The 19,472-nt window shown below is 60.6% G+C and carries 16 protein-coding genes; 8 read left to right on the plus strand and 8 right to left on the minus strand.

Annotated features, from left to right (window positions below):
* The first annotated feature begins 1 nt into the window (after position 1).
* The 6 genes from aroK (at position 2) to hemE (ending at position 10,941) form a co-directional block, all read left to right on the plus strand.
* Positions 2-520, plus strand: coding sequence for a shikimate kinase AroK (gene aroK / locus AC1DVF_RS02100; protein ID WP_011332081.1), 519 nt, complete (start codon positions 2-4; stop codon positions 518-520).
* Positions 521-672: 152 nt separating this feature from the next.
* On the plus strand, positions 673-1,773 hold the full coding sequence (aroB, locus tag AC1DVF_RS02105) for a 3-dehydroquinate synthase (RefSeq protein WP_093430081.1): 1,101 nt from the start codon (positions 673-675) through the stop codon (positions 1,771-1,773).
* 10 nt (positions 1,774-1,783) lie between these two features.
* Positions 1,784-3,373 carry an AAA family ATPase gene (locus AC1DVF_RS02110; RefSeq protein ID WP_186621287.1) on the plus strand — a complete coding sequence of 530 codons (1,590 nt, stop codon included), beginning with the start codon at positions 1,784-1,786 and terminating at the stop codon, positions 3,371-3,373.
* Between the two features lie 350 nt (positions 3,374-3,723).
* Entirely contained in the window at positions 3,724-8,169 is a 4,446-nt protein-coding gene (gene gltB, locus AC1DVF_RS02115; RefSeq protein ID WP_093430083.1) for a glutamate synthase large subunit, read from the plus strand.
* 33 nt (positions 8,170-8,202) lie between these two features.
* Positions 8,203-9,621 carry an FAD-dependent oxidoreductase gene (locus AC1DVF_RS02120; RefSeq protein WP_007909438.1) on the plus strand — a complete coding sequence of 473 codons (1,419 nt, stop codon included), beginning with the start codon at positions 8,203-8,205 and terminating at the stop codon, positions 9,619-9,621.
* Positions 9,622-9,873: 252 nt separating this feature from the next.
* Positions 9,874-10,941, plus strand: a complete 1,068-nt coding sequence (gene hemE, locus AC1DVF_RS02125) for a uroporphyrinogen decarboxylase (protein WP_460130609.1) — start codon at positions 9,874-9,876, stop codon at positions 10,939-10,941.
* Between the two features lie 177 nt (positions 10,942-11,118).
* Here hemE and AC1DVF_RS02130 read toward each other — a convergent pair whose 3' ends face one another.
* Positions 11,119-12,393: an MFS transporter gene (locus AC1DVF_RS02130; RefSeq protein ID WP_460130610.1), complete on the minus strand. Its 1,275-nt coding sequence runs from the start codon at positions 12,391-12,393 to the stop codon at positions 11,119-11,121.
* A 118-nt stretch (positions 12,394-12,511) separates the two neighbouring features.
* On the opposite strand from AC1DVF_RS02130, the gene AC1DVF_RS02135 reads away from it, so the two are divergent.
* Positions 12,512-13,414, plus strand: a complete 903-nt coding sequence (locus AC1DVF_RS02135; protein ID WP_460089584.1) for a LysR family transcriptional regulator — start codon at positions 12,512-12,514, stop codon at positions 13,412-13,414.
* A gap of 104 nt (positions 13,415-13,518) precedes the next feature.
* On the opposite strand, the gene AC1DVF_RS02140 is transcribed toward AC1DVF_RS02135, so the two are convergent.
* Positions 13,519-13,956, minus strand: a complete 438-nt coding sequence (locus tag AC1DVF_RS02140; protein ID WP_093430086.1) for an excinuclease — start codon at positions 13,954-13,956, stop codon at positions 13,519-13,521.
* Between the two features lie 295 nt (positions 13,957-14,251).
* On the opposite strand from AC1DVF_RS02140, the gene AC1DVF_RS02145 reads away from it, so the two are divergent.
* Positions 14,252-14,455 (plus strand): helix-turn-helix domain-containing transcriptional regulator, encoded by a 204-nt coding sequence (locus tag AC1DVF_RS02145; RefSeq protein WP_093430087.1) that lies wholly within the window; start codon positions 14,252-14,254, stop codon positions 14,453-14,455.
* A 110-nt stretch (positions 14,456-14,565) separates the two neighbouring features.
* Here AC1DVF_RS02145 and AC1DVF_RS02150 read toward each other — a convergent pair whose 3' ends face one another.
* From AC1DVF_RS02150 to AC1DVF_RS02175, 6 genes are read right to left on the minus strand one after another with little or no spacing between them, the layout of a single operon-like run.
* Entirely contained in the window at positions 14,566-15,369 is an 804-nt protein-coding gene (locus tag AC1DVF_RS02150) for a hypothetical protein (RefSeq protein WP_093430088.1), read from the minus strand.
* 25 nt (positions 15,370-15,394) lie between these two features.
* Complete coding sequence (locus AC1DVF_RS02155; protein ID WP_477781928.1) at positions 15,395-16,621, minus strand: beta-ketoacyl-ACP synthase; 1,227 nt, start codon at positions 16,619-16,621, stop codon at positions 15,395-15,397.
* Positions 16,621-17,349 carry a 3-oxoacyl-ACP reductase FabG gene (gene fabG, locus AC1DVF_RS02160; protein WP_099757785.1) on the minus strand — a complete coding sequence of 243 codons (729 nt, stop codon included), beginning with the start codon at positions 17,347-17,349 and terminating at the stop codon, positions 16,621-16,623. Before fabG ends, AC1DVF_RS02155 begins: the two co-directional genes overlap by 1 nt.
* A complete protein-coding gene (locus AC1DVF_RS02165) occupies positions 17,342-17,806 on the minus strand; it encodes a hotdog family protein (protein WP_257356868.1) in 465 nt (154 codons plus the stop codon). The genes fabG and AC1DVF_RS02165 overlap by 8 nt, the downstream gene beginning before the upstream one ends.
* Complete coding sequence (locus tag AC1DVF_RS02170) at positions 17,803-18,999, minus strand: beta-ketoacyl-[acyl-carrier-protein] synthase family protein (RefSeq protein WP_477781929.1); 1,197 nt, start codon at positions 18,997-18,999, stop codon at positions 17,803-17,805. Before AC1DVF_RS02170 ends, AC1DVF_RS02165 begins: the two co-directional genes overlap by 4 nt.
* Entirely contained in the window at positions 18,996-19,463 is a 468-nt protein-coding gene (locus AC1DVF_RS02175) for a hypothetical protein (protein WP_437182483.1), read from the minus strand. The genes AC1DVF_RS02170 and AC1DVF_RS02175 overlap by 4 nt, the downstream gene beginning before the upstream one ends.
* Between the last annotated feature and the right edge of the window lie 9 nt (positions 19,464-19,472).

Below are 19,472 nucleotides of genomic sequence, written 5' to 3' on the forward strand. Positions count from 1 at the left end.
TGTGCGAAATTTGATTCTTGTAGGACCGATGGGTGCTGGCAAAAGCACCATCGGCCGGTTACTGGCCAAAGAGCTGCGCCTGCCGTTCAAAGATTCCGACAAGGAAATTGAATTGCGCACGGGCGCCAATATCCCGTGGATCTTCGACAAGGAAGGCGAACCCGGCTTTCGTGACCGTGAGCAGGCGATGATCGCTGAGCTGTGCGCGTTCGATGGTGTGGTGTTGGCGACCGGCGGTGGCGCAGTCATGCGCGATGCCAATCGCAAGGCCCTGCATGAGGGTGGGCGAGTGGTGTATCTGCACGCCTCTGTGGAGCAGCAGGTCGGCCGCACGTCGCGCGATCGCAACCGGCCGTTGCTGCGTACTGCCAATCCGGAAAAAACCCTGCGTGACCTGCTGGCGATCCGCGATCCGCTTTATCGGGAAATTGCCGATCTGGTGGTGGAAACCGACGAGCGGCCGCCACGTATGGTGGTGCTCGACATTCTCGATCGTCTGGCGCAGCTTCCTCCCCGTTAAAGCAGCGCTCGAAATGCGCTATCCTCGGCGTCCTGTCACAGTCCGCCGAGGTTGTGGCGGATGGCGTGCAAGCGGCGTCATACCCGCTATAGGCCGCAGATAACCAATAATTCAGGGCAGGACGCCTGCTTCCATCTTCACTGTGGGGACACATGCAGACACTCAAGGTCGATCTAGGCGAGCGCAGCTACCCGATTCATATTGGCGAAGGTTTGTTGGATCAGCCCGAGCTGCTGGCTCCGCATATCCATGGGCGGCAGGTGGCAATCATCTCCAACGAGACCGTTGCGCCGCTCTATCTTGAACGTCTGACCCGCAGCCTGGCGCAGTTCTCGGTGATCTCCGTGGTGTTGCCGGACGGCGAAGCCTTCAAGAACTGGGAAACCCTGCAACTGATCTTCGACGGTCTGCTGACCGCCCGTCATGATCGCCGTACCACCGTGATCGCCCTCGGCGGCGGTGTGATCGGCGACATGGCCGGTTTTGCCGCAGCGTGTTACCAGCGCGGCGTCGACTTCATCCAGATTCCTACCACCTTGCTGTCCCAGGTCGATTCTTCGGTGGGCGGCAAGACCGGTATCAACCATCCACTGGGCAAGAACATGGTCGGCGCGTTCTACCAGCCGAACGTGGTGCTGATAGATACGGCGTCCCTGAAAACCCTGCCAGAGCGCGAGCTGTCTGCCGGTCTGGCCGAAGTCATCAAGTACGGGTTGATCTGCGACGAGCCATTCCTGACCTGGCTCGAAGAAAACGTCGATGCCCTGCGCGCGCTGGACCAGAAAGCCCTGACTTACGCGATCGAGCGCTCTTGCGCGGCCAAGGCTGCGGTGGTTGGCGCCGATGAGAAAGAAACCGGGGTACGTGCCACGCTCAACCTCGGCCACACTTTCGGCCACGCCATCGAGACCCACATGGGCTATGGTGTCTGGTTGCACGGGGAAGCGGTCGCGGCTGGCACCGTGATGGCGCTGGAGATGTCCGCGCGTCTGGGCTGGATCAGTGACGAGGAGCGTGATCGCGGTATTCGTCTGTTCCAGCGCGCCGGCTTGCCAGTGGTGCCGCCGACTGAAATGACCGAAGCCGATTTTCTTCAACACATGGCAATCGACAAAAAAGTGATCGACGGTCGTCTGCGCCTGGTGCTGCTGCGCCGGATGGGCGAAGCGGTAGTGACCGACGATTATCCGAAAGAGGTTCTACAGGCCACGCTGGGAGCGGATTACCGCGCCCTGGCTCAGCTTAAAGGTTGAAAAGATTCCAATGACTAGTTTGCATGCCGACGAGGCGTTCCTCGGCCATTTCCAGTTAAGTCACGACCCGTTCGCGCCACGCGTGCCGGGCTTCAAGTTCTTCCCGGCTCAGCGCAAACCGGTGCTGGGTCAACTGCATCATCTGGCGCGTTACAGCCAGTTGCTGCTGGTGGTCACCGGCCCGCAAGGCAGTGGCAAGACCTTGCTGCGTCAGGCGCTGGTCGCCAGCACCAACAAACAGTCGGTGCAGAGCGTGGTGGTTTCCGCCCGCGGTGCCGGTGATGCTGCCGGTGTGTTGCGCCAGGTGGCGCAGGCGCTGAACGTCGCTCAGGCCGAAGTTGGTGCGATTCTCGATCAAGTGGTGCAACTCGCACTGACCGGCCAGGAAGTCTATCTGTTGGTGGACGACGCTGAGCAGCTCGACGAGTCCGCTCTCGAAGCGCTGATGGCGCTGGGTGCCGGCGCACCGGAAGGTCGCCCGCATGTGTTCCTGTTCGGTGAATCGTCGCTGATCGCTCAGCTCGAGGCGTTGCACCTTGAGGAAGAGCGTTTCCACGTCATCGAGCTGCAGCCGTACACCGAAGAAGAGACCCGCGAATATCTCGACCAACGGCTCGAAGGTGCCGGCCGGGGTGTCGAACTTTTCAGCGCGGATCAGATCTCTGATATTCACGAAAGTGCCGAGGGTTGGCCGGGCAATATCAACCAGGTCGCTCGCGATGCTCTGATCGAAGTCATGATTGCCAGCCGCTCTGCGGTCAAGCGTCCAAGTATGGGGTTCAACATGCCGAAGAAACACGTATTGGCGATTTCCGCCGTCGTTGTGGTCGCGGTCGCCGCCGCCTGGTTGATGCCGGGTCGCAACAAGGCGCCAACCACCGGCGCTCCTGCCAATGAACAGGCACAGTTGCCTTTGGGGCAGGGTGCCAATGGCGGCGCACCGAACGTCGAGTTCGCCGGCAATACGCAACCGATGCCGTTGCCGCTGGTCGGTAACTCGCAACCGGTCATGCGCGGCCCGTTGGCCGAGGCGGCTGGCGGTATTACCGAAGGCGACGATGGCGTGCCGCTGGAAGGTTCCAGTGCGACTCCGCCGACCGTGACCACTTCCGCGCCACCGGCGGGCGTTCCTGCCGGTCCCGCGCCGACACCGGTTCCGTTGCCGGCCGCCAAACCGACTCCTGCTCCTACTCAGGTTGCCACCGCCAAGCCTGCTCCGGCCGCGCCAGTCGCCAAACCGGCCCCAGCGCCGGCCAAGCCAGTCGCCGCTGCAAAACCGGCCGAGAAGCCGGTGACCGTTGCCAAAGCCGCCGGTGGCAGCTGGTATGCCGGTCAGCCGACCGGCAACTACGTGGTGCAGATCCTCGGCACCAGCTCTGAAGCGGCAGCGCAAAACTTCGTCAAAGAGCAGGGCGGTGAGTACCGTTATTTCAAGAAAGTCCTCAACGGCAAACCGCTTTACGTGATCACCTACGGCAACTTCGCCAATCGTGATGCAGCCGTTTCTGCCATCAAGGCCTTGCCAGCGAAGGTTCAGGCTGGTAAACCTTGGCCTCGCACTGTCGCCAGCGTCCAACAGGAACTGGCAACAACTCGCTGAAGATTCGGCGGCCTTACCCAGGCCGCCTCTCCAAGCACCTCAAAATTTCTACGAGTGCGCGCCGCCTTCTCAGGTCGCGTGCCTTGTGGTGTCTGCGTCACAGTAGTCTTTGAGTCGTTGCGGTCAAAATTAAAAAAGTTTTGACTAGCACAGCAGATCGCTTTAAACCTTTCACAAATGCGACATGAATTTGCGACATTTCGTCGTCAAATTTGTGAGCCTCTGTGTCGCTGTGTACAATGACCACCCTTTTGCCCCCGCGAAGCCGGCGTACGTTCGGCGCAGGATGCAAGTGGTTGAATTGAAAAGAAATTTGCCTCGAAAAGAGGCAGCCTGGTGAGAAAGTGTCTATGAAAGCAGGTCTGTACCAACCAGATGAATTCAAGGATAACTGCGGTTTCGGCCTGATAGCCCATATGCAGGGCGAGCCCAGTCATACCCTTTTGCAAACGGCCATCGAGGCCCTGACCTGCATGACCCACCGCGGTGGGATTAATGCCGACGGCAAGACCGGTGACGGTTGCGGTCTGCTGATTCAAAAACCTGATGCGTTCCTGCGCGCCATTGCCCAGGAAACCTTCAGCGTCGAGCTGCCCAAGCAATACGCGGTGGGCATGGTCTTCTTCAACCAGGATCCGGCCAAAGCCGAAGCCGCTCGCGAGAACATGAACCGCGAGATCCTCGCTGAAGGCCTGCAACTGATCGGCTGGCGCAAAGTGCCGATCGACACCAGCGTCCTCGGCCGCCTGGCCCTTGAGCGTCTGCCGCAAATCGAGCAGGTGTACATCGGCGGCGAAGGCCTGAGCGATCAGGACATGGCCGTGAAGCTGTTCAGTGCGCGTCGTCGTTCGTCGGTGGCCAACGCCGTCGACTCCGACCACTACATCTGCAGCTTTTCGCACAAGACCATCATCTATAAAGGCCTGATGATGCCGGCCGATCTGGCCGCATTTTATCCAGACCTGAGTGACGAGCGCCTGCAAACCGCGATCTGCGTGTTCCACCAGCGCTTCTCCACCAACACCCTGCCGAAATGGCCGCTGGCCCAGCCATTCCGCTTCCTCGCCCACAACGGCGAGATCAACACCATCACCGGTAACCGTAACTGGGCGCAGGCCCGTCGGACCAAGTTCACCAATGATCTGATGGATCTGGAAGAACTCGGCCCGCTGGTCAACCGTGTCGGTTCCGACTCCTCGAGCATGGACAACATGCTCGAGCTGATGGTCACCGGTGGCATCGACCTGTTCCGTGGTGTGCGGATGATCATTCCGCCAGCGTGGCAGAACGTTGAAACCATGGACCCGGATCTGCGTGCGTTCTACGAGTACAACTCGATGCACATGGAGCCGTGGGACGGCCCGGCTGGTGTAGTAATGACCGACGGTCGCTACGCGGTGTGCCTGCTCGACCGTAACGGTCTGCGTCCGGCACGCTGGGTCACCACCACCAACGGTTTCATCACCCTCGCCTCGGAAATCGGCGTGTGGGACTACAAACCGGAAGACGTGATTGCCAAGGGCCGTGTCGGCCCAGGCCAGATCTTCGCCGTGGACACCGAAACCGGGCAGATCCTCGACACCGATGCGATCGACAACCGTCTGAAGTCCCGTCATCCGTACAAGCAATGGCTGCGCAAGAATGCCCTACGCATTCAGGCGACCATGGAAGACAACGACCACGGTTCGGCGTTTTACGACGTTGATCAACTCAAGCAATACATGAAGATGTATCAGGTCACGTTCGAAGAGCGCGATCAGGTCCTGCGTCCGCTCGGCGAGCAAGGCTACGAAGCCGTTGGCTCGATGGGCGATGACACGCCGATGGCCGTGCTCTCGCAGCGTGTGCGCACGCCGTACGACTATTTCCGCCAGCAGTTCGCGCAGGTCACCAACCCGCCGATCGACCCGCTGCGTGAAGCGATCGTGATGTCGCTGGAAATCTGCCTCGGTGCCGAGCGCAACATTTTCCAGGAGTCGCCGGAACACGCTTCGCGCGTGATCCTCAGCTCGCCGGTGATCTCGCCGGCCAAGTGGCGCTCGCTGATGAACCTCGACCGCCCGGGTTTCGAGCGGCAGATCATCGACCTCAACTACGACGAAAGCGTTGGCCTCGAAGCGGCGATCCGCAACGTTGCCGATCAGGCTGAGGAAGCCGTGCGCGCCGGGCGGACTCAGATCGTTCTGAGCGACCGCCATATTGCCCCGGGCAAACTGCCAATCCACGCATCCCTGGCGACCGGTGCCGTACACCACCGCCTGACCGAAAAAGGCCTGCGCTGCGATTCCAACATCCTCGTTGAAACCGCAACCGCGCGCGATCCGCATCACTTTGCGGTGCTGATCGGCTTCGGCGCCTCGGCGGTCTATCCGTTCCTGGCCTATGAAGTGCTGGGCGACCTGATCCGCACCGGTGAAGTGCTGGGCGACCTCTATGAGGTGTTCAAGAACTACCGCAAAGGCATCACCAAAGGTCTGCTGAAAATTCTGTCGAAGATGGGCATTTCGACCATCGCTTCGTACCGTGGTGCGCAGCTGTTCGAAGCCATCGGTCTGTCCGAAGAAGTGTGCGACCTGAGCTTCCGTGGCGTGCCGAGCCGCATCAAGGGTGCGCGTTTCGTCGACATCGAAGCCGAACAGAAAGCGCTCGCCAGCGAAGCCTGGAGTCCGCGCAAGCCGATCCAGCAGGGCGGTCTGCTGAAGTTCGTCCACGGTGGCGAATACCACGCGTACAACCCGGACGTGGTCAACACCCTGCAAGCTGCCGTGCAGCAGGGCGACTACGCCAAGTTCAAGGAATACACCTCGCTGGTGGACAACCGTCCGGTGTCGATGATCCGCGACCTGTTCAAGGTCAAGACCCTCGACAAGCCGCTGGACATCAGTGAAATCGAACCACTGGAATCGGTGCTCAAGCGCTTCGACTCCGCCGGTATCTCGCTGGGCGCCTTGTCGCCGGAAGCTCACGAAGCCCTGGCCGAAGCCATGAACCGCCTCGGTGCGCGTTCCAACTCCGGCGAAGGTGGTGAAGATCCGGCGCGTTACGGCACCATCAAGAGCTCGAAAATCAAGCAAGTCGCGACTGGCCGTTTCGGGGTAACCCCGGAATACCTGGTCAACGCTGAAGTGCTGCAGATCAAGGTCGCGCAAGGCGCCAAGCCGGGTGAGGGCGGGCAACTGCCGGGCGGTAAAGTGAACGGGCTGATCGCCAAACTGCGTTATGCAGTGCCGGGCGTGACCTTGATTTCGCCGCCGCCGCACCACGACATCTATTCGATCGAAGACTTGTCGCAGCTGATTTTTGACCTGAAGCAGGTCAACCCAAAAGCACTGGTTTCGGTCAAATTGGTAGCCGAAGCAGGCGTCGGCACCATCGCCGCCGGTGTGGCCAAGGCCTATGCGGACTTGATCACCATCTCCGGCTACGACGGTGGCACCGGTGCTTCGCCGCTGACTTCGATCAAATACGCCGGCGCACCGTGGGAACTCGGCCTCGCTGAAACCCACCAGACCCTGCGCGGTAATGACCTGCGCGGCAAGGTCCGGGTGCAGACCGACGGCGGCCTGAAAACCGGCCTCGACGTGATCAAGGCAGCGATTCTCGGCGCCGAAAGCTTCGGCTTCGGTACTGCGCCGATGATCGCGCTGGGCTGCAAATACCTGCGTATCTGCCACCTGAACAACTGCGCCACCGGCGTCGCGACGCAGAACGAGAAGCTGCGCAAGGATCACTACATCGGTACCGTCGATATGGTGGTGAATTTCTTCACCTACGTCGCCGAAGAAACCCGTGAGTGGCTGGCCAAGCTCGGCGTGCGCTCCCTCGAAGAGCTGATCGGTCGTACCGATCTGCTGGAAGTCCTCGAAGGCCAGACCGCCAAGCAAAACCACCTGGACCTGACGCCGCTGTTGGGCAGCGATCACATCCCGGCAGACAAACCGCAGTTCTGCGGTGTTGAGCGCAACCCGCCGTTCGACCAAGGTTTGCTGGCCGAGAAAATGGTCGAGATGGCTTCGTCGGCGATCAACGACATGAGCGGCGCCGAGTTCGATCTGGACATCTGCAACTGCGACCGTTCGATCGGCGCGCGGATCTCCGGCGAAATCGCCCGCAAGCATGGCAACCAAGGGATGGCGAAAGCGCCGATCACCTTCCGCTTCAAGGGCACGGCGGGTCAGAGCTTCGGCGTGTGGAACGCCGGCGGTCTGAACATGTACCTCGAAGGCGACGCCAACGACTACGTCGGCAAAGGCATGACCGGTGGCAAGCTGACCATCGTGCCGCCGAAGGGCAGCGTTTACAAAACTCAGGAAAGCGCCATCATCGGCAACACCTGCCTCTATGGCGCCACGGGCGGCAAGCTGTTCGCCGCCGGCACCGCAGGCGAGCGTTTTGCCGTGCGTAACTCCGGTGCCCACACGGTTGTGGAAGGCACTGGCGATCACTGCTGTGAGTACATGACCGGTGGTTTTGTCTGCGTTCTGGGCAAGACCGGTTACAACTTTGGCTCTGGCATGACCGGTGGTTTCGCCTACGTGCTCGATCAGGACAACACCTTCGTTGACCGGGTCAACCACGAACTGGTGGAAATCCAGCGGATCAGCGGCGAGGCGATGGAAGCCTATCGCAGCCACCTGCAAAACGTGCTGAACGAGTACGTCGCGGAAACCGACAGCGAGTGGGGTCGTGAACTCGCTGAAAACCTCGATGACTACCTGCGCCGTTTCTGGCTGGTCAAGCCTAAGGCTGCCAACCTGAAGTCGTTGCTTTCCAGCACTCGTGCCAACCCGCAGTGATATGCGCCTGAAGAGTTTGATGAGGTTTTAACAATGGCTGAACGTCTGAATAACGACTTCCAGTTCATCGATGTCGGGCGCAAAGATCCGAAGAAGAAACTGTTGCGTCAACGCAAGAAAGAGTTCGTCGAAATCTACGAACCGTTCAAACCCCAGCAGTCGGCCGATCAGGCCCACCGCTGCCTGGGTTGCGGCAACCCGTATTGCGAATGGAAGTGCCCGGTGCACAACTTCATTCCCAACTGGCTGAAGCTGGTGGCCGAAGGCAACATCCTTCAGGCCGCCGAGCTGTCGCACCAGACCAACACCCTGCCGGAAGTCTGCGGCCGGGTGTGTCCGCAGGATCGTCTGTGCGAGGGTGCCTGCACCCTTAACGACGGTTTCGGCGCGGTGACCATCGGTTCGGTCGAGAAGTACATCACCGACACCGCGTTCGCCATGGGCTGGCGCCCGGACATGTCCAAGGTCAAACCGACCGGCAAACGTGTCGCCATCATCGGCGCGGGCCCGGCGGGTCTGGGTTGTGCCGACGTGCTGGTACGCGGCGGCGTGACCCCGGTGGTGTTCGACAAGAACCCGGAAATCGGCGGTCTGCTGACCTTCGGCATCCCCGAGTTCAAGCTGGAAAAGACCGTGCTGAGCAATCGTCGCGAAGTCTTCACCGGCATGGGCATCGAGTTCCGTCTGAATACCGAAGTCGGCAAAGACGTGACCATGGAACAACTGCTCGCCGAATACGATGCGGTGTTCATGGGCATGGGCACCTACACCTACATGAAGGGCGGTTTTGCCGGTGAGGATCTGCCGGGCGTTTATGACGCGCTGGACTTCCTGATCGCTAACGTCAATCGCAACCTGGGCTTTGAAAAGTCGCCGGAAGATTTCGTCGACATGAAAGGCAAGAAGGTTGTGGTACTCGGCGGCGGCGACACGGCGATGGACTGCAACCGCACGTCGATCCGTCAGGGCGCCAAGTCGGTGACCTGCGCTTATCGTCGCGACGAAGCGAACATGCCCGGCTCGCGCAAAGAGGTGAAGAACGCCAAGGAAGAAGGCGTGAAATTCCTCTACAACCGCCAGCCGATCGCTATCGTCGGCGAAGACAAGGTTGAAGGCGTGAAAGTGGTCGAGACCCGTCTCGGCGAACCGGACGCCCGTGGCCGTCGCAGCCCAGAGCCGATCCCGGGTTCCGAAGAGATCATCCCGGCTGATGCCGTGGTCATCGCCTTCGGTTTCCGCCCGAGCCCGGCGCCGTGGTTCGAACAGTTCGAAATCCAGACCGACAGCCAGGGCCGCGTTGTTGCGCCTGAGCAAGGTCAGTACAAGCACCAGACCAGCAACCCGAAAATCTTTGCCGGTGGCGACATGGTGCGCGGTTCCGACCTGGTGGTGACGGCGATCTTCGAAGGGCGCAATGCTGCCGAAGGGATCCTCGATTACCTGGGCGTCTGATCCCGGCTCCTGAGCCAAAGCAACACCCCTGTGGGAGCGAGCTTGCTCGCGAAAGCGGTCTGTCAGCCAACTGTAATGTTGGATGTGCCGGCCCTTTCGCGAGCAGGCTCGCTCCCACAGTTGTTTCTCGGTGTTGCTGATAACGCGTTTCCAGCGCAATAAATTGACCCGATAGACAAAAGGCTGACCTGCATCCGTGCCTTTTGCGCCGCGCTCTGAGAAAATGCCCGCACTTTTTTTCCGGATGCCGACATGACTGCCCTGAAGAACGACCGTTTCCTCCGCGCCCTGCTCAAGCAACCCGTTGACGTCACCCCGGTGTGGATGATGCGCCAGGCCGGCCGCTACCTGCCGGAATACCGCGCCAGCCGCGCCCAGGCCGGTGATTTCATGAGCCTGTGCATGAATCCGGAATTCGCCTGCGAAGTCACGATGCAACCGCTCGACCGCTATCCACAACTGGACGCGGCGATCCTGTTTTCCGACATCCTCACCATCCCCGATGCCATGGGCCAAGGCCTGTACTTCGAGACCGGTGAAGGCCCGCGCTTCAAAAAAGTCGTCAGCACCCTCGCCGATATCGAAGCCTTGCCGATCCCGGATCCACACAAAGACCTCGGCTACGTGATGGACGCGGTCAGCACCATCCGTCGCGAGCTGAACGGCCGTGTGCCGCTGATCGGTTTCTCTGGCAGCCCATGGACCCTGGCGACCTATATGGTCGAAGGCGGCTCGTCAAAAGACTTCCGCAAGACCAAAGCCATGCTCTACGACAACCCACAAGCCATGCACCTGCTGCTGGATAAACTGGCGCAATCGGTGACCGCGTACCTCAACGGCCAGATCATGGCTGGCGCGCAAGCGGTGCAGATTTTCGACACCTGGGGCGGCAACCTGTCGGCGGCGGCGTATCAGGAGTTCTCGCTGGCCTACATGAAGAAAATCGTCAGCGGCCTGATCCGCGAACACGACGGTCGCAAGGTGCCGGTGATCCTCTTCACCAAAAACGGCGGCCTGTGGCTGGAAAGCATCGCCGAGGCTGGTGCCGACGCACTGGGCCTGGACTGGACCTGCGACATCGGCAACGCCCGCGCCCGCGTTGGCGACAAGGTTGCACTGCAAGGCAACATGGACCCAACCGTGCTCTACGCCAAACCGGAAGCGATCCGCACTGAAGTCGGACGCATTCTGGCCAGCTATGGCAAGGGCAGTGGCCATGTGTTCAACCTCGGTCACGGCATCACGCCTGAGGTTGATCCGGAGCATGCCGGTGCGTTCCTGCGGGCGGTGCATGAATTGTCGGCGCAGTATCACGAGTGATCGCCACACCATAAAAAACGCCCGGCTAAATGCCGGGCGTTTTTGTTTCCACGATTCAACGTTGTACGCAGATCAATTGTAGGAGTGAGCCTGCTCGCGATAGCGGTGGATCAGCAAACTTTGCATCAACTGACAAAACGCCTTCGCGAGCAGGCTCGCTCTCACATGGGTTTTGTCTCAGGCCTTAACACCCTGCAACGGCGGCAACTTCGCCAGCTTCAACGCCACCAGCAGCGCAATCAGCAACAGCGCACCAATAAACAGGCCTATGCCATTCCAGCCGCCGAGATGCCAGAACACCCCGCCCGCCGTGCCTGCAATGCTCGATCCTGCGTAATAGCTGAACAGGTACAACGACGAGGCCTGCCCCTTTGCCTTCGTCGCGCGTCGACCGATCCAGCTACTAGCCACCGAATGCGCGCCAAAGAAGCCAAAGGTGAAAATCAGCATGCCGATGATCACCAGCAACAACGGCGTAAACATCGTCAACGCTAGACCCGCAAACATCAGCACAATGGTCGCCCACAGCACTTTGCGTCGCCCCAGTTTGTCTGCCAGCGAGCCAATCTTCGCCGAGCTGTAGATCCCCGACAGATACACCACCGACAGCAAGCCCACGAACACCTGATCGAGGTTGTACGGTGCGGCCAGCAAGCGATAGCCGATGTAGTTGAACAGCGTGACGAACGCGCCCATCAGCACGAACGCCTCAAGAAACAGCAGCGGCAGACCGGCATCACGAAAGTGCATGGTGAAACCGTCGAGCAAACTGCGTGGGTGCAGTGAGCGCGAACGGAAGTTGCGCGACTCCGGAAGGATCTTCCAGAACACCGCTGCGGCAATCATCGCCAGACCGCCGATCACCAGCATCGCCGTGTGCCAGCTGACAAAGTCGATCAGTACTCCGGTGATCAAGCGCCCGCTCATCCCGCCAATCGCGTTGCCGCCGATGTACAACCCCATCGCCAGGCCGATGTGCTGTGGATGAATCTCTTCGCTCAGATAAGTCATTGCCACCGCCGCCAGCCCGCTCAGTGATAGCCCGATCAGCGCACGCATGATCAGCACGCCTTCCCAGCTCGGCATCATCGCGCTGGCCATGGTGCACAGCGCTGCTGCGAACAGCGCAGTCACCATCACCGGTTTGCGCCCGACCCGATCGGAAATCGGCCCGGTGATCAGCAGGCCGATGGCGAGCATGCCGGTGGCCACCGAGAGGATCAGGCTGCTCTGCGCGGCGTTGATTCCGTATTCTTGGGACAACAGCGGCATCATTGGCTGCACGCAATACAGCAGGGCAAACGTCGCAAAACCGCCGCTGAACAGCGCCAGCACCGTGCGCATGAACATCGGCGTGCCTTTTTCGATGTAGATCTCTTGCAGCTCGGCGACGACATCGTCCGCAGCGGCGGGCGGGACTTCATGGGCAAGGGGCGCGACAGCAGTTTTCACTTCAGACCTCGGAGGGCACGGCCAGGCAGGCAATGAAAAAATCATATAGCTGGCTAATGTTTCTATCCAATATATTGTTCGACCTGTTTGATAGCTTTAACGACCTAATGAGGTTTCCATGGAATTGCGTCATCTGCGCTACTTCATCGCCGTTGCCGAAGAGCTGCATTTTGGCCGTGCCGCACAAGTGCTGGGGATTTCTCAGCCACCACTGAGCCAGCAGATTCAGGCGCTGGAGCAAGAGGTAGGCGCGCGACTGTTCGAACGGACTAATCGTCGGGTCGAGCTGAGTGAGGCCGGGCGATTGTTTCTGGAGGAGGCGCGGTTGGTGCTGGCGCAGGTTGATAAAGCGGCGGATGTTGCCCGACGTGCGCAACTCGGTGAGCTGGGTGAGTTGAAGATTGGCTTCACCTCGTCGGCACCGTTCAACTCGACCATTCCCCAGGCGATTTTTTCCTTTCGCCAGCGTTTTCCAGCGGTGCACCTCAATCTGCGGGAGATGAGCAGCACGCAAGTCGCCGAGGGTTTGGTGGATGAGTCGATAGAGGTGGGCATCATGCGCCCGCTGGGTTTGCCCGATTCGCTGAGTGTGGTGGAGTTGATGCGTGAGCCGCTGGTCGCCGTGCTCGGTTCCAAGCATCCACTGGCCCAGGGATCGGAGGAGGGCTTGTTCCTCTCGGCGCTGGCGCTGGAGCCGTTCGTGTTCTTTCCGCGCAGCTACGGCAGCGGGCTGTATGCACAATTGCTGAGCCTGGCGCGTGATGCCGGGTTCAGCCCGCATTTCGCCCAAGAGGCGGGGGAAGCCATGACCATCATCGGTCTGGTCGCAGCGGGGCTGGGGGTTTCGGTGCTGCCGGCGTCTTATCAGCGGATGCGTATCGACGGCGTGGTCTACCGCCCGTTGCTCGATCCGGAAGCGGTGTCGGCGGTGTGGCTGGTGCAGCGCAAGGATCAGAAGTCGCCAATGGCCAAGGCGTTCGTCGACCTGCTCACGCAAAAGGTCGAACCTTCAAAGGCGTGATTGCTGCGCAATCAAATCGCGAGCAGGCTCACTCCCACAGGGGAACGCATTCCAAGGTGGGAGCGAGCCTGCTCGCGAAGACGTCCGCTCAATCAACACAATGTTCATGGCAACCGCACCAAATCCCCCTTCAACGCCACCCGCGTGACAAAAATCCCCGCCCGGCACTCGTAGGTATTCAAGTCCTTGCGCACATGCTGGTCGTAGTAACTGACGATATTGACCACTGCATTCGCCCCGACCCGCTTGGCATCGGCCTGCAGCTTGATCAGATTCGACTGCAACACCCACTCGCAGGAGTTGTGGTCGCTCTTGTTGAACCCATTGGTCTTCAAATCACTGACCACCCCCCGGCGCAGTAACTGCTGAGTGCCCTGCGGCCCATTGCCGAGCAAATAGAACTTCACACTGCCATCCAGCCGTCCGGCGCGAATCGCGTCCGACAGCACGGTTTCGAAGGGCATGTACATCAGGTTGGTGGCTTGGCTGGCGCTGGGCAGTAGCGCGAGAAGCGCAGCGGCGATCAGGGCTTTCACTTGCATGGTCATCTCCTTGACGGTGAAAGAGAACCGCGAGTGCAGGGCTGATAGGCTCGCCGTTCCATCAGGCGCGGTGCGACGGCCTGTCCGGACGAGTGTAGAGCTGAAATGAGCAGGGCGCCGAATGGTGCCCTTGTGGCGAGAAAATTTATCTTCGCTTGATCGCGGATTTGAGGTGATTGCGATCTGGACTACACAAGGTCAGTGCATTCCCTACGAAAACTTCAGAAGTGAGTGCCTTGTGTGAATAACCTAAGGACGTTAATTTTCTTAACGCCAGAAATCATCAAGAAAAAACATGATCGAAAAATTCACGAACTGGGACTCAATCGATTATTTGAAAACTGAAGAGGACTTGGTGACCTATCTTGAGATTTGCCTGGATGAAGCAGGGGGAGATCTTCGGTTCATCGCCAAAGTGCATGGGACGATTGCCCGTGCCCGCCTCAGGATGTTGGGCAACGCCCCAAAATGTTCCCGCAAGGGGCTTGTGAGACTCTGAGGATCCTGGGTGACCAGCCATCGCAGAGCCAGACAGGTAATTGGCGATGACAAGCCAACCTGTTTGTGAAAGGGCGCCGAATGGCGCCCTTTGTCGTTTCTACAATCCCATCAATCCACGTGCGCCAAATCCCCGCGCAGCGCCACGCTCGACACCACCAGCCCGGCACGGCACTGGAATTTTTCGGTGTCTTTGTACAGGTCGCGCTGGTCGACGCTGGCGATGTTGATCACCGCATTGGCGTCGGCTTTTTTTGCGGCGTTTTGCAGGGTGGCCAAGGCCGATTGCAAGGCCCAGAAGCAGGCGTCTTCGTCGGATTTGTTCGAGCCGTTGGTCTTGCGGCTGCTGCTCACGGTGTCGAGTTTGCGCACCTGTTTTGGCAGCGTTTCGCCGGCCAGATAGAACTTCACGCTGCCGTCGAGCAGGCCGGCGTCGGTGGCGCGTTTAACGCCTTCGCGGAAGCTCAGGTAAGTCGGCTCGTCGGCGCCCTGTTTGATGATGCCCAAGCTGTTGACGGCTTCGATGTCCGGGTTGATCGACAGCTCTTTGAGCACGTTGTCGCGCAGGCGATTGACCCAGCGGTTGTAGTTGCCGTGGATCTTGCCGTCCTTGGCATCGAGGCCGTAGCTGCTGCGGTAGTCGATTTCAAACGAAGTCGGGGTGAACGGGATGTCGACTTCGGCGTGATGGCGACCGCGCACGGTGATCGCTGCTTTGATCATGCCCGGACGCACCGATTGCACGACCCACTGGCGGTCGTTCAGCGCCGTGACGATGGCGCGGCTCATCTGTTGCTGGGTGAAGCCGAGGTTGGGCGAGAACTCTTCCTTGGCGTTGTAGACCGGTTTGCTGGTGCAACCGCCGAGCACAAAAGCCAGTGCCAACAGAGCGGCGATGCGGTGAAACTGAGTCATTCCCTTCACTCCAAACGTGTTGCGGTCAGTGCCAGCGGCGGAAAATCAACGAGGTGTTGACGCCACCAAAAGCGAAATTGTTGTTCATCACATAGTCGTGATGCATCTGGCGGAATTCGCCGCGCAGGTAATCGAGTTTGCCGCAGTGCGGATCGACCTCGTCGAGGTTGAACGTGTGCACGTACAGGTCGCGGTTCATCATCTCGATGCTGAACCACGACTCCAGCGCACCGCAGGCGCCGAGGGTGTGGCCGAGGAAACTCTTCTGCGAGCTGATCGGCATGCGTTCACCGAACAAACTGCTGGTCGCCAGTGTTTCGGCAATGTCGCCCTGTTCTGTAGCGGTGCCGTGGCCATTTACATAGCCAATGGCCTCCGGCGTCAGGCCGGCGTCTTCCAGCGCCAGTTCCATGGCACGGCGCATGGTCACTTGTTCCGGGCGTGTGGTGTGCTGGCCGTCGGCGTTGCTACCGAAACCGACGATCTCGGCGTGGATATGCGCACCGCGCGCCAGAGCATGTTCCAGCTCTTCAAGGACCAGCATGCCGCCGCCTTCACCGATCACCAGGCCATCGCGGCCCTTGTCGTACGGGCGTGGACTGGTCTGCGGCGCATCGTTTTTCAGGCTGGTGGCGTAGAGCGCGTCGAAGACCATGGCTTCGGTCGGGCACAGCTCTTCGGCGCCGCCGGCGAGCATCAACGGCAGGCGGCCGAATTTGATCGCCTCGTAGGCGTAACCGATGCCCTGGCTGCCGCTGGTGCACGCGCTGGACGTCGGGATCAGCCGCCCGGTGAGACCAAAGAAGATGCTGATGTTGGCGGCGGTAGTGTGCGGCATCATCCGCACGTAGGAGTTGGCGTTGAGGCCTTCGGCCACCGAGTTGAGCAGCATGTTGCCGAACGCTTTGATCTCGTCGGTGCTGCCGGTGGACGAACCACAAGCGACGCCCATGCGCCCATCCTTGATCGACTCATCGCCGAGCAGACCAGCGTCAGCCAGGGCGTTTTCTGCCGCACGAACCGCCAGCCGCGACACCCGGCCCATGCTGCGCAGTTGCTTGCGCGTCCAGTGCGCAGGCACTGCAAAGTCATCGATCGGCCCGGCCAGGCGCGTGTTGAGTTCGCTGAAACGATCCCACTCGTCCATCCGGCGGATGCCGCTGCGATTGGCCGCAAAGTTGCCGGCGATGGTCTGCCAGTCGCTGCCCAGCGAGGTGATGCCGGCCATGCCGGTGACGACGACGCGCTTCATCAGCACAAGCCTCCGTTGACCGCCAGCACCTGGCGGGTGATGTACGAGGCTTCCGCCGACATCAGGAAATTCACCGCACTGGCCACCTCTTCCGGGGTGCCCATGCGTTGCGCGGGGATCATCTTCATCAACTCTTCCACCGGCACGTTTTCATCCAGCATCGCCGTGTCGATCAGGCCCGGTGCGACGCAGTTAACGGTGATTTTGCGCTTGCCCAGCTCGATCGCCAACGCCTTTGCCGCGCCAATCACGCCGGCCTTGGAGGCGCTGTAGTTGACCTGGCCACGGTTGCCGATCAGCCCCGACACCGAGGTGATGCAGACAATACGACCAGCGGCACGGCGGCGGATCATCGGCATCATCACCGGGTGCAGGACGTTGTAGAAACCGTCGAGGTTAGTGCGCAACACCACGTCCCAATCGTCGTCACTCAGAGCTGGAAATGCGCCATCGCGGGTCAGCCCGGCATTCAACACTACGCCGTAATAGGCGCCGTGGCTTTCGACGTCGGCTTCCAGAATGGTTTTGCAGGTTTCGCGATCGGCAACGTCGAATTGCAGGATGCGCGCCTTGCGCCCCAGTGCTTCGATTTCTGCGTGAACGCCTTGCGCTTCGGCTACGCCGCTGCGGCAGTGCAGGACGATGTCGTACCCGGCCTTTGCGAGGCGCAAGGCAATGGCGCGGCCGATGCCACGGCTGGAGCCGGTGACCAGTACGGATTCAGTCATCGTTCGACTCCTGTGTCTGTTGCAGATATTGATTGACCTGAGGCGGACGGAACACGTTCAGGCGTGCGCTGGCGTGAATGCCGGCGCCGTTGATATGGCATTCGAAGACGCCCATGCCGTTGTCATCTTCCAGCGAACGCAGACCATGGATGGTCAGTTCGCTGCCGGCGGGAAACGCTTCGACGTTGCACTCGAACTTGCGCGTACCGAGCAGAAAGCCCAGCTCCACCGGATTGCCTTTCTGCCGCGCGTGGCAACCGGCAAATGCGGCGACGCTCTGCGCCATCAGTTCGATGCCGACCCAGGCCGGCAGGCTGCCGTCGGGCAGGTTGAACAGGCCATCAGGCTGGACCGTGAGACGGGTGTAGATCTGCTCATCGTCAAAACTTGTGATGCTGTCGATCAGAATCATGTCGCCCGCATGGGGCAGCAGTTCTGCGAGCGGCCAGGGGATCATGGGGCGTCTCCGATAATCAGGCTGACGTTGTTGCCGCCGAAGGCAAACGAGTTGCTCATCAGGTAGCGGGGTGCAATGGACGTCAGGCGCTCGCTCGCGGTCACCCACTTCAGCGGTGGCAGCGCAGGATCGGGCTGAGCGTCCCAGACGTGTGGCGGCAAGGCGTGGTCGGGGTTGTCGGTGCTCAGGCTCAACCAGCAAAACGCTGCTTCCAGTGCGCCGGCCGCACCGAGGGTGTGGCCGGTCATCGGTTTGGTCGACGAGCACGCGACGCCTTCGGGAAACAGCGCGGCAACCGCCAGGCTTTCCATGGCGTCGTTGTGTTGGGTAGCGGTGCCGTGCAGGTTCAGGTAGTTGATCTGCGCTGCTTGCAGATGAGCGCGGCTCAAGGCTTTCTGCATCGCTTGCAGGGCGCCGCGCCCGGTCGGTTCAGGGGCAGAAATATGATGGGCGTCGGAGCTGGCGCCGGCGCCGAGCAAGGCAATGGCCGGGCCTTTGCCCTGTTGTTTGCTCATGACAAACAGCACCGCCGCTTCGCCGATATTGATGCCGCTGCGGTTGGCCGAGAACGGATTGCAGCGCTCGTCGGACATCGCTTCAAGTGACGAGAAACCGTTGAGGGTCAGTTTGCACAGGCTGTCGACGCCGCCACACAGCACCGCGTCGCACAGGCCCAGATCGAGCAAACGCTGAGCGCTCATCAAGGCACGGGCGCTGGAAGTGCAAGCGGTGGAAATCACATAGGCCGGGCCGCTCAGTTGCAGCCAGTCGGCGAGGAAGTTGGCCGGGGAGCCGAGTTCCTGTTGACGATAATCGTATTCCGCCGGGAACTGCTGCTCGCGGATGTAGTGCGCCAGACCTCGACTGGCCTCGTCGATGCCCGAGGTGCTGGTGCCGAGCACGACACCAATGCGGTCGCGGCCGTAGGTCTGGATCGCTTGATCAATGTCATCGCGAATCTGCAACGCCGCTTCCAGCAGCAGCTGATTGTTGCGGCTGCGCTGATCGGCGAGTTCTGCCGGGATCGGCGCCAGTTCGCCCTGGACGGCCGCGACGGGCAACTCACGCTCCGCCACCCAGCCGGACTCGCGGCGCATGCCTGAGCAGTCGCCGGCGAACAGCTTGCGCGCGACGGCTTGTTTGTCGCGGCCCAGCGCGCAGATCACGCCGAGGGCATTCAGGTAAGCGGTCATGGCGTCGGTTCACCCAACGGAGAAACGCGGTAGTGCGGGCCTTGAGGCAGGTTCAATTCGAAGCTCAACGGTTGTGAATAACGGATATCCCAGCGCGCCGGCAGGGCGCGTTGCTGGCCCTGTTGCAGTGCGGCGGGGTAATTGCGCAGCAGCTCGCCGGACGGGGTCAGGGCGAACAACAGCGCGGCAAACAGCTCTCGGGCTTCCGGGTTCGGTGGCAGCAGCCCATCGGCCTGCCAGTGGCCGTCGATCAGTTGCTGCCGCGCTTGGGGAATGCCCAGCGGGTCCATCATCGACCAGCGGATACCCGGGCCTTCGCGCTGGATCACCAGCAGCCAGTCCTGGCGTTGTTCGGCTTGTTGGCGTTCGATGTGCAGTTGCAGAGGCAGCGGGAGTGTTGGATTGCCCGCAGGCAACGGCGCCTGGCTGGCGCAGGCACTTAACAGAAATATTGCGCCGACCATCACCAGTCG

It is taken from the genome of Pseudomonas sp. P4_D7, assembly GCF_056401755.1.

Coding starts and splice junctions, on each gene's coding strand:
- fabG (WP_099757785.1), bottom strand. CDS start 17,349: ATGACTGAATCCGTACTGGTCACCGGCTCCAGCCGTGGCATCGGCCGC.
- AC1DVF_RS02135 (WP_460089584.1), top strand. CDS start 12,512: ATGGAATTGCGTCATCTGCGCTACTTCATCGCCGTTGCCGAAGAGCTG.
- AC1DVF_RS02110 (WP_186621287.1), top strand. CDS start 1,784: ATGACTAGTTTGCATGCCGACGAGGCGTTCCTCGGCCATTTCCAGTTA.
- AC1DVF_RS02145 (WP_093430087.1), top strand. CDS start 14,252: ATGATCGAAAAATTCACGAACTGGGACTCAATCGATTATTTGAAAACT.
- AC1DVF_RS02140 (WP_093430086.1), bottom strand. CDS start 13,956: ATGCAAGTGAAAGCCCTGATCGCCGCTGCGCTTCTCGCGCTACTGCCC.
- gltB (WP_093430083.1), top strand. CDS start 3,724: ATGAAAGCAGGTCTGTACCAACCAGATGAATTCAAGGATAACTGCGGT.
- AC1DVF_RS02155 (WP_477781928.1), bottom strand. CDS start 16,621: ATGAAGCGCGTCGTCGTCACCGGCATGGCCGGCATCACCTCGCTGGGC.
- aroB (WP_093430081.1), top strand. CDS start 673: ATGCAGACACTCAAGGTCGATCTAGGCGAGCGCAGCTACCCGATTCAT.
- AC1DVF_RS02170 (WP_477781929.1), bottom strand. CDS start 18,999: ATGACCGCTTACCTGAATGCCCTCGGCGTGATCTGCGCGCTGGGCCGC.
- AC1DVF_RS02165 (WP_257356868.1), bottom strand. CDS start 17,806: ATGATCCCCTGGCCGCTCGCAGAACTGCTGCCCCATGCGGGCGACATG.
- AC1DVF_RS02175 (WP_437182483.1), bottom strand. CDS start 19,463: ATGGTCGGCGCAATATTTCTGTTAAGTGCCTGCGCCAGCCAGGCGCCG.
- AC1DVF_RS02120 (WP_007909438.1), top strand. CDS start 8,203: ATGGCTGAACGTCTGAATAACGACTTCCAGTTCATCGATGTCGGGCGC.
- AC1DVF_RS02150 (WP_093430088.1), bottom strand. CDS start 15,369: ATGACTCAGTTTCACCGCATCGCCGCTCTGTTGGCACTGGCTTTTGTG.
- hemE (WP_460130609.1), top strand. CDS start 9,874: ATGACTGCCCTGAAGAACGACCGTTTCCTCCGCGCCCTGCTCAAGCAA.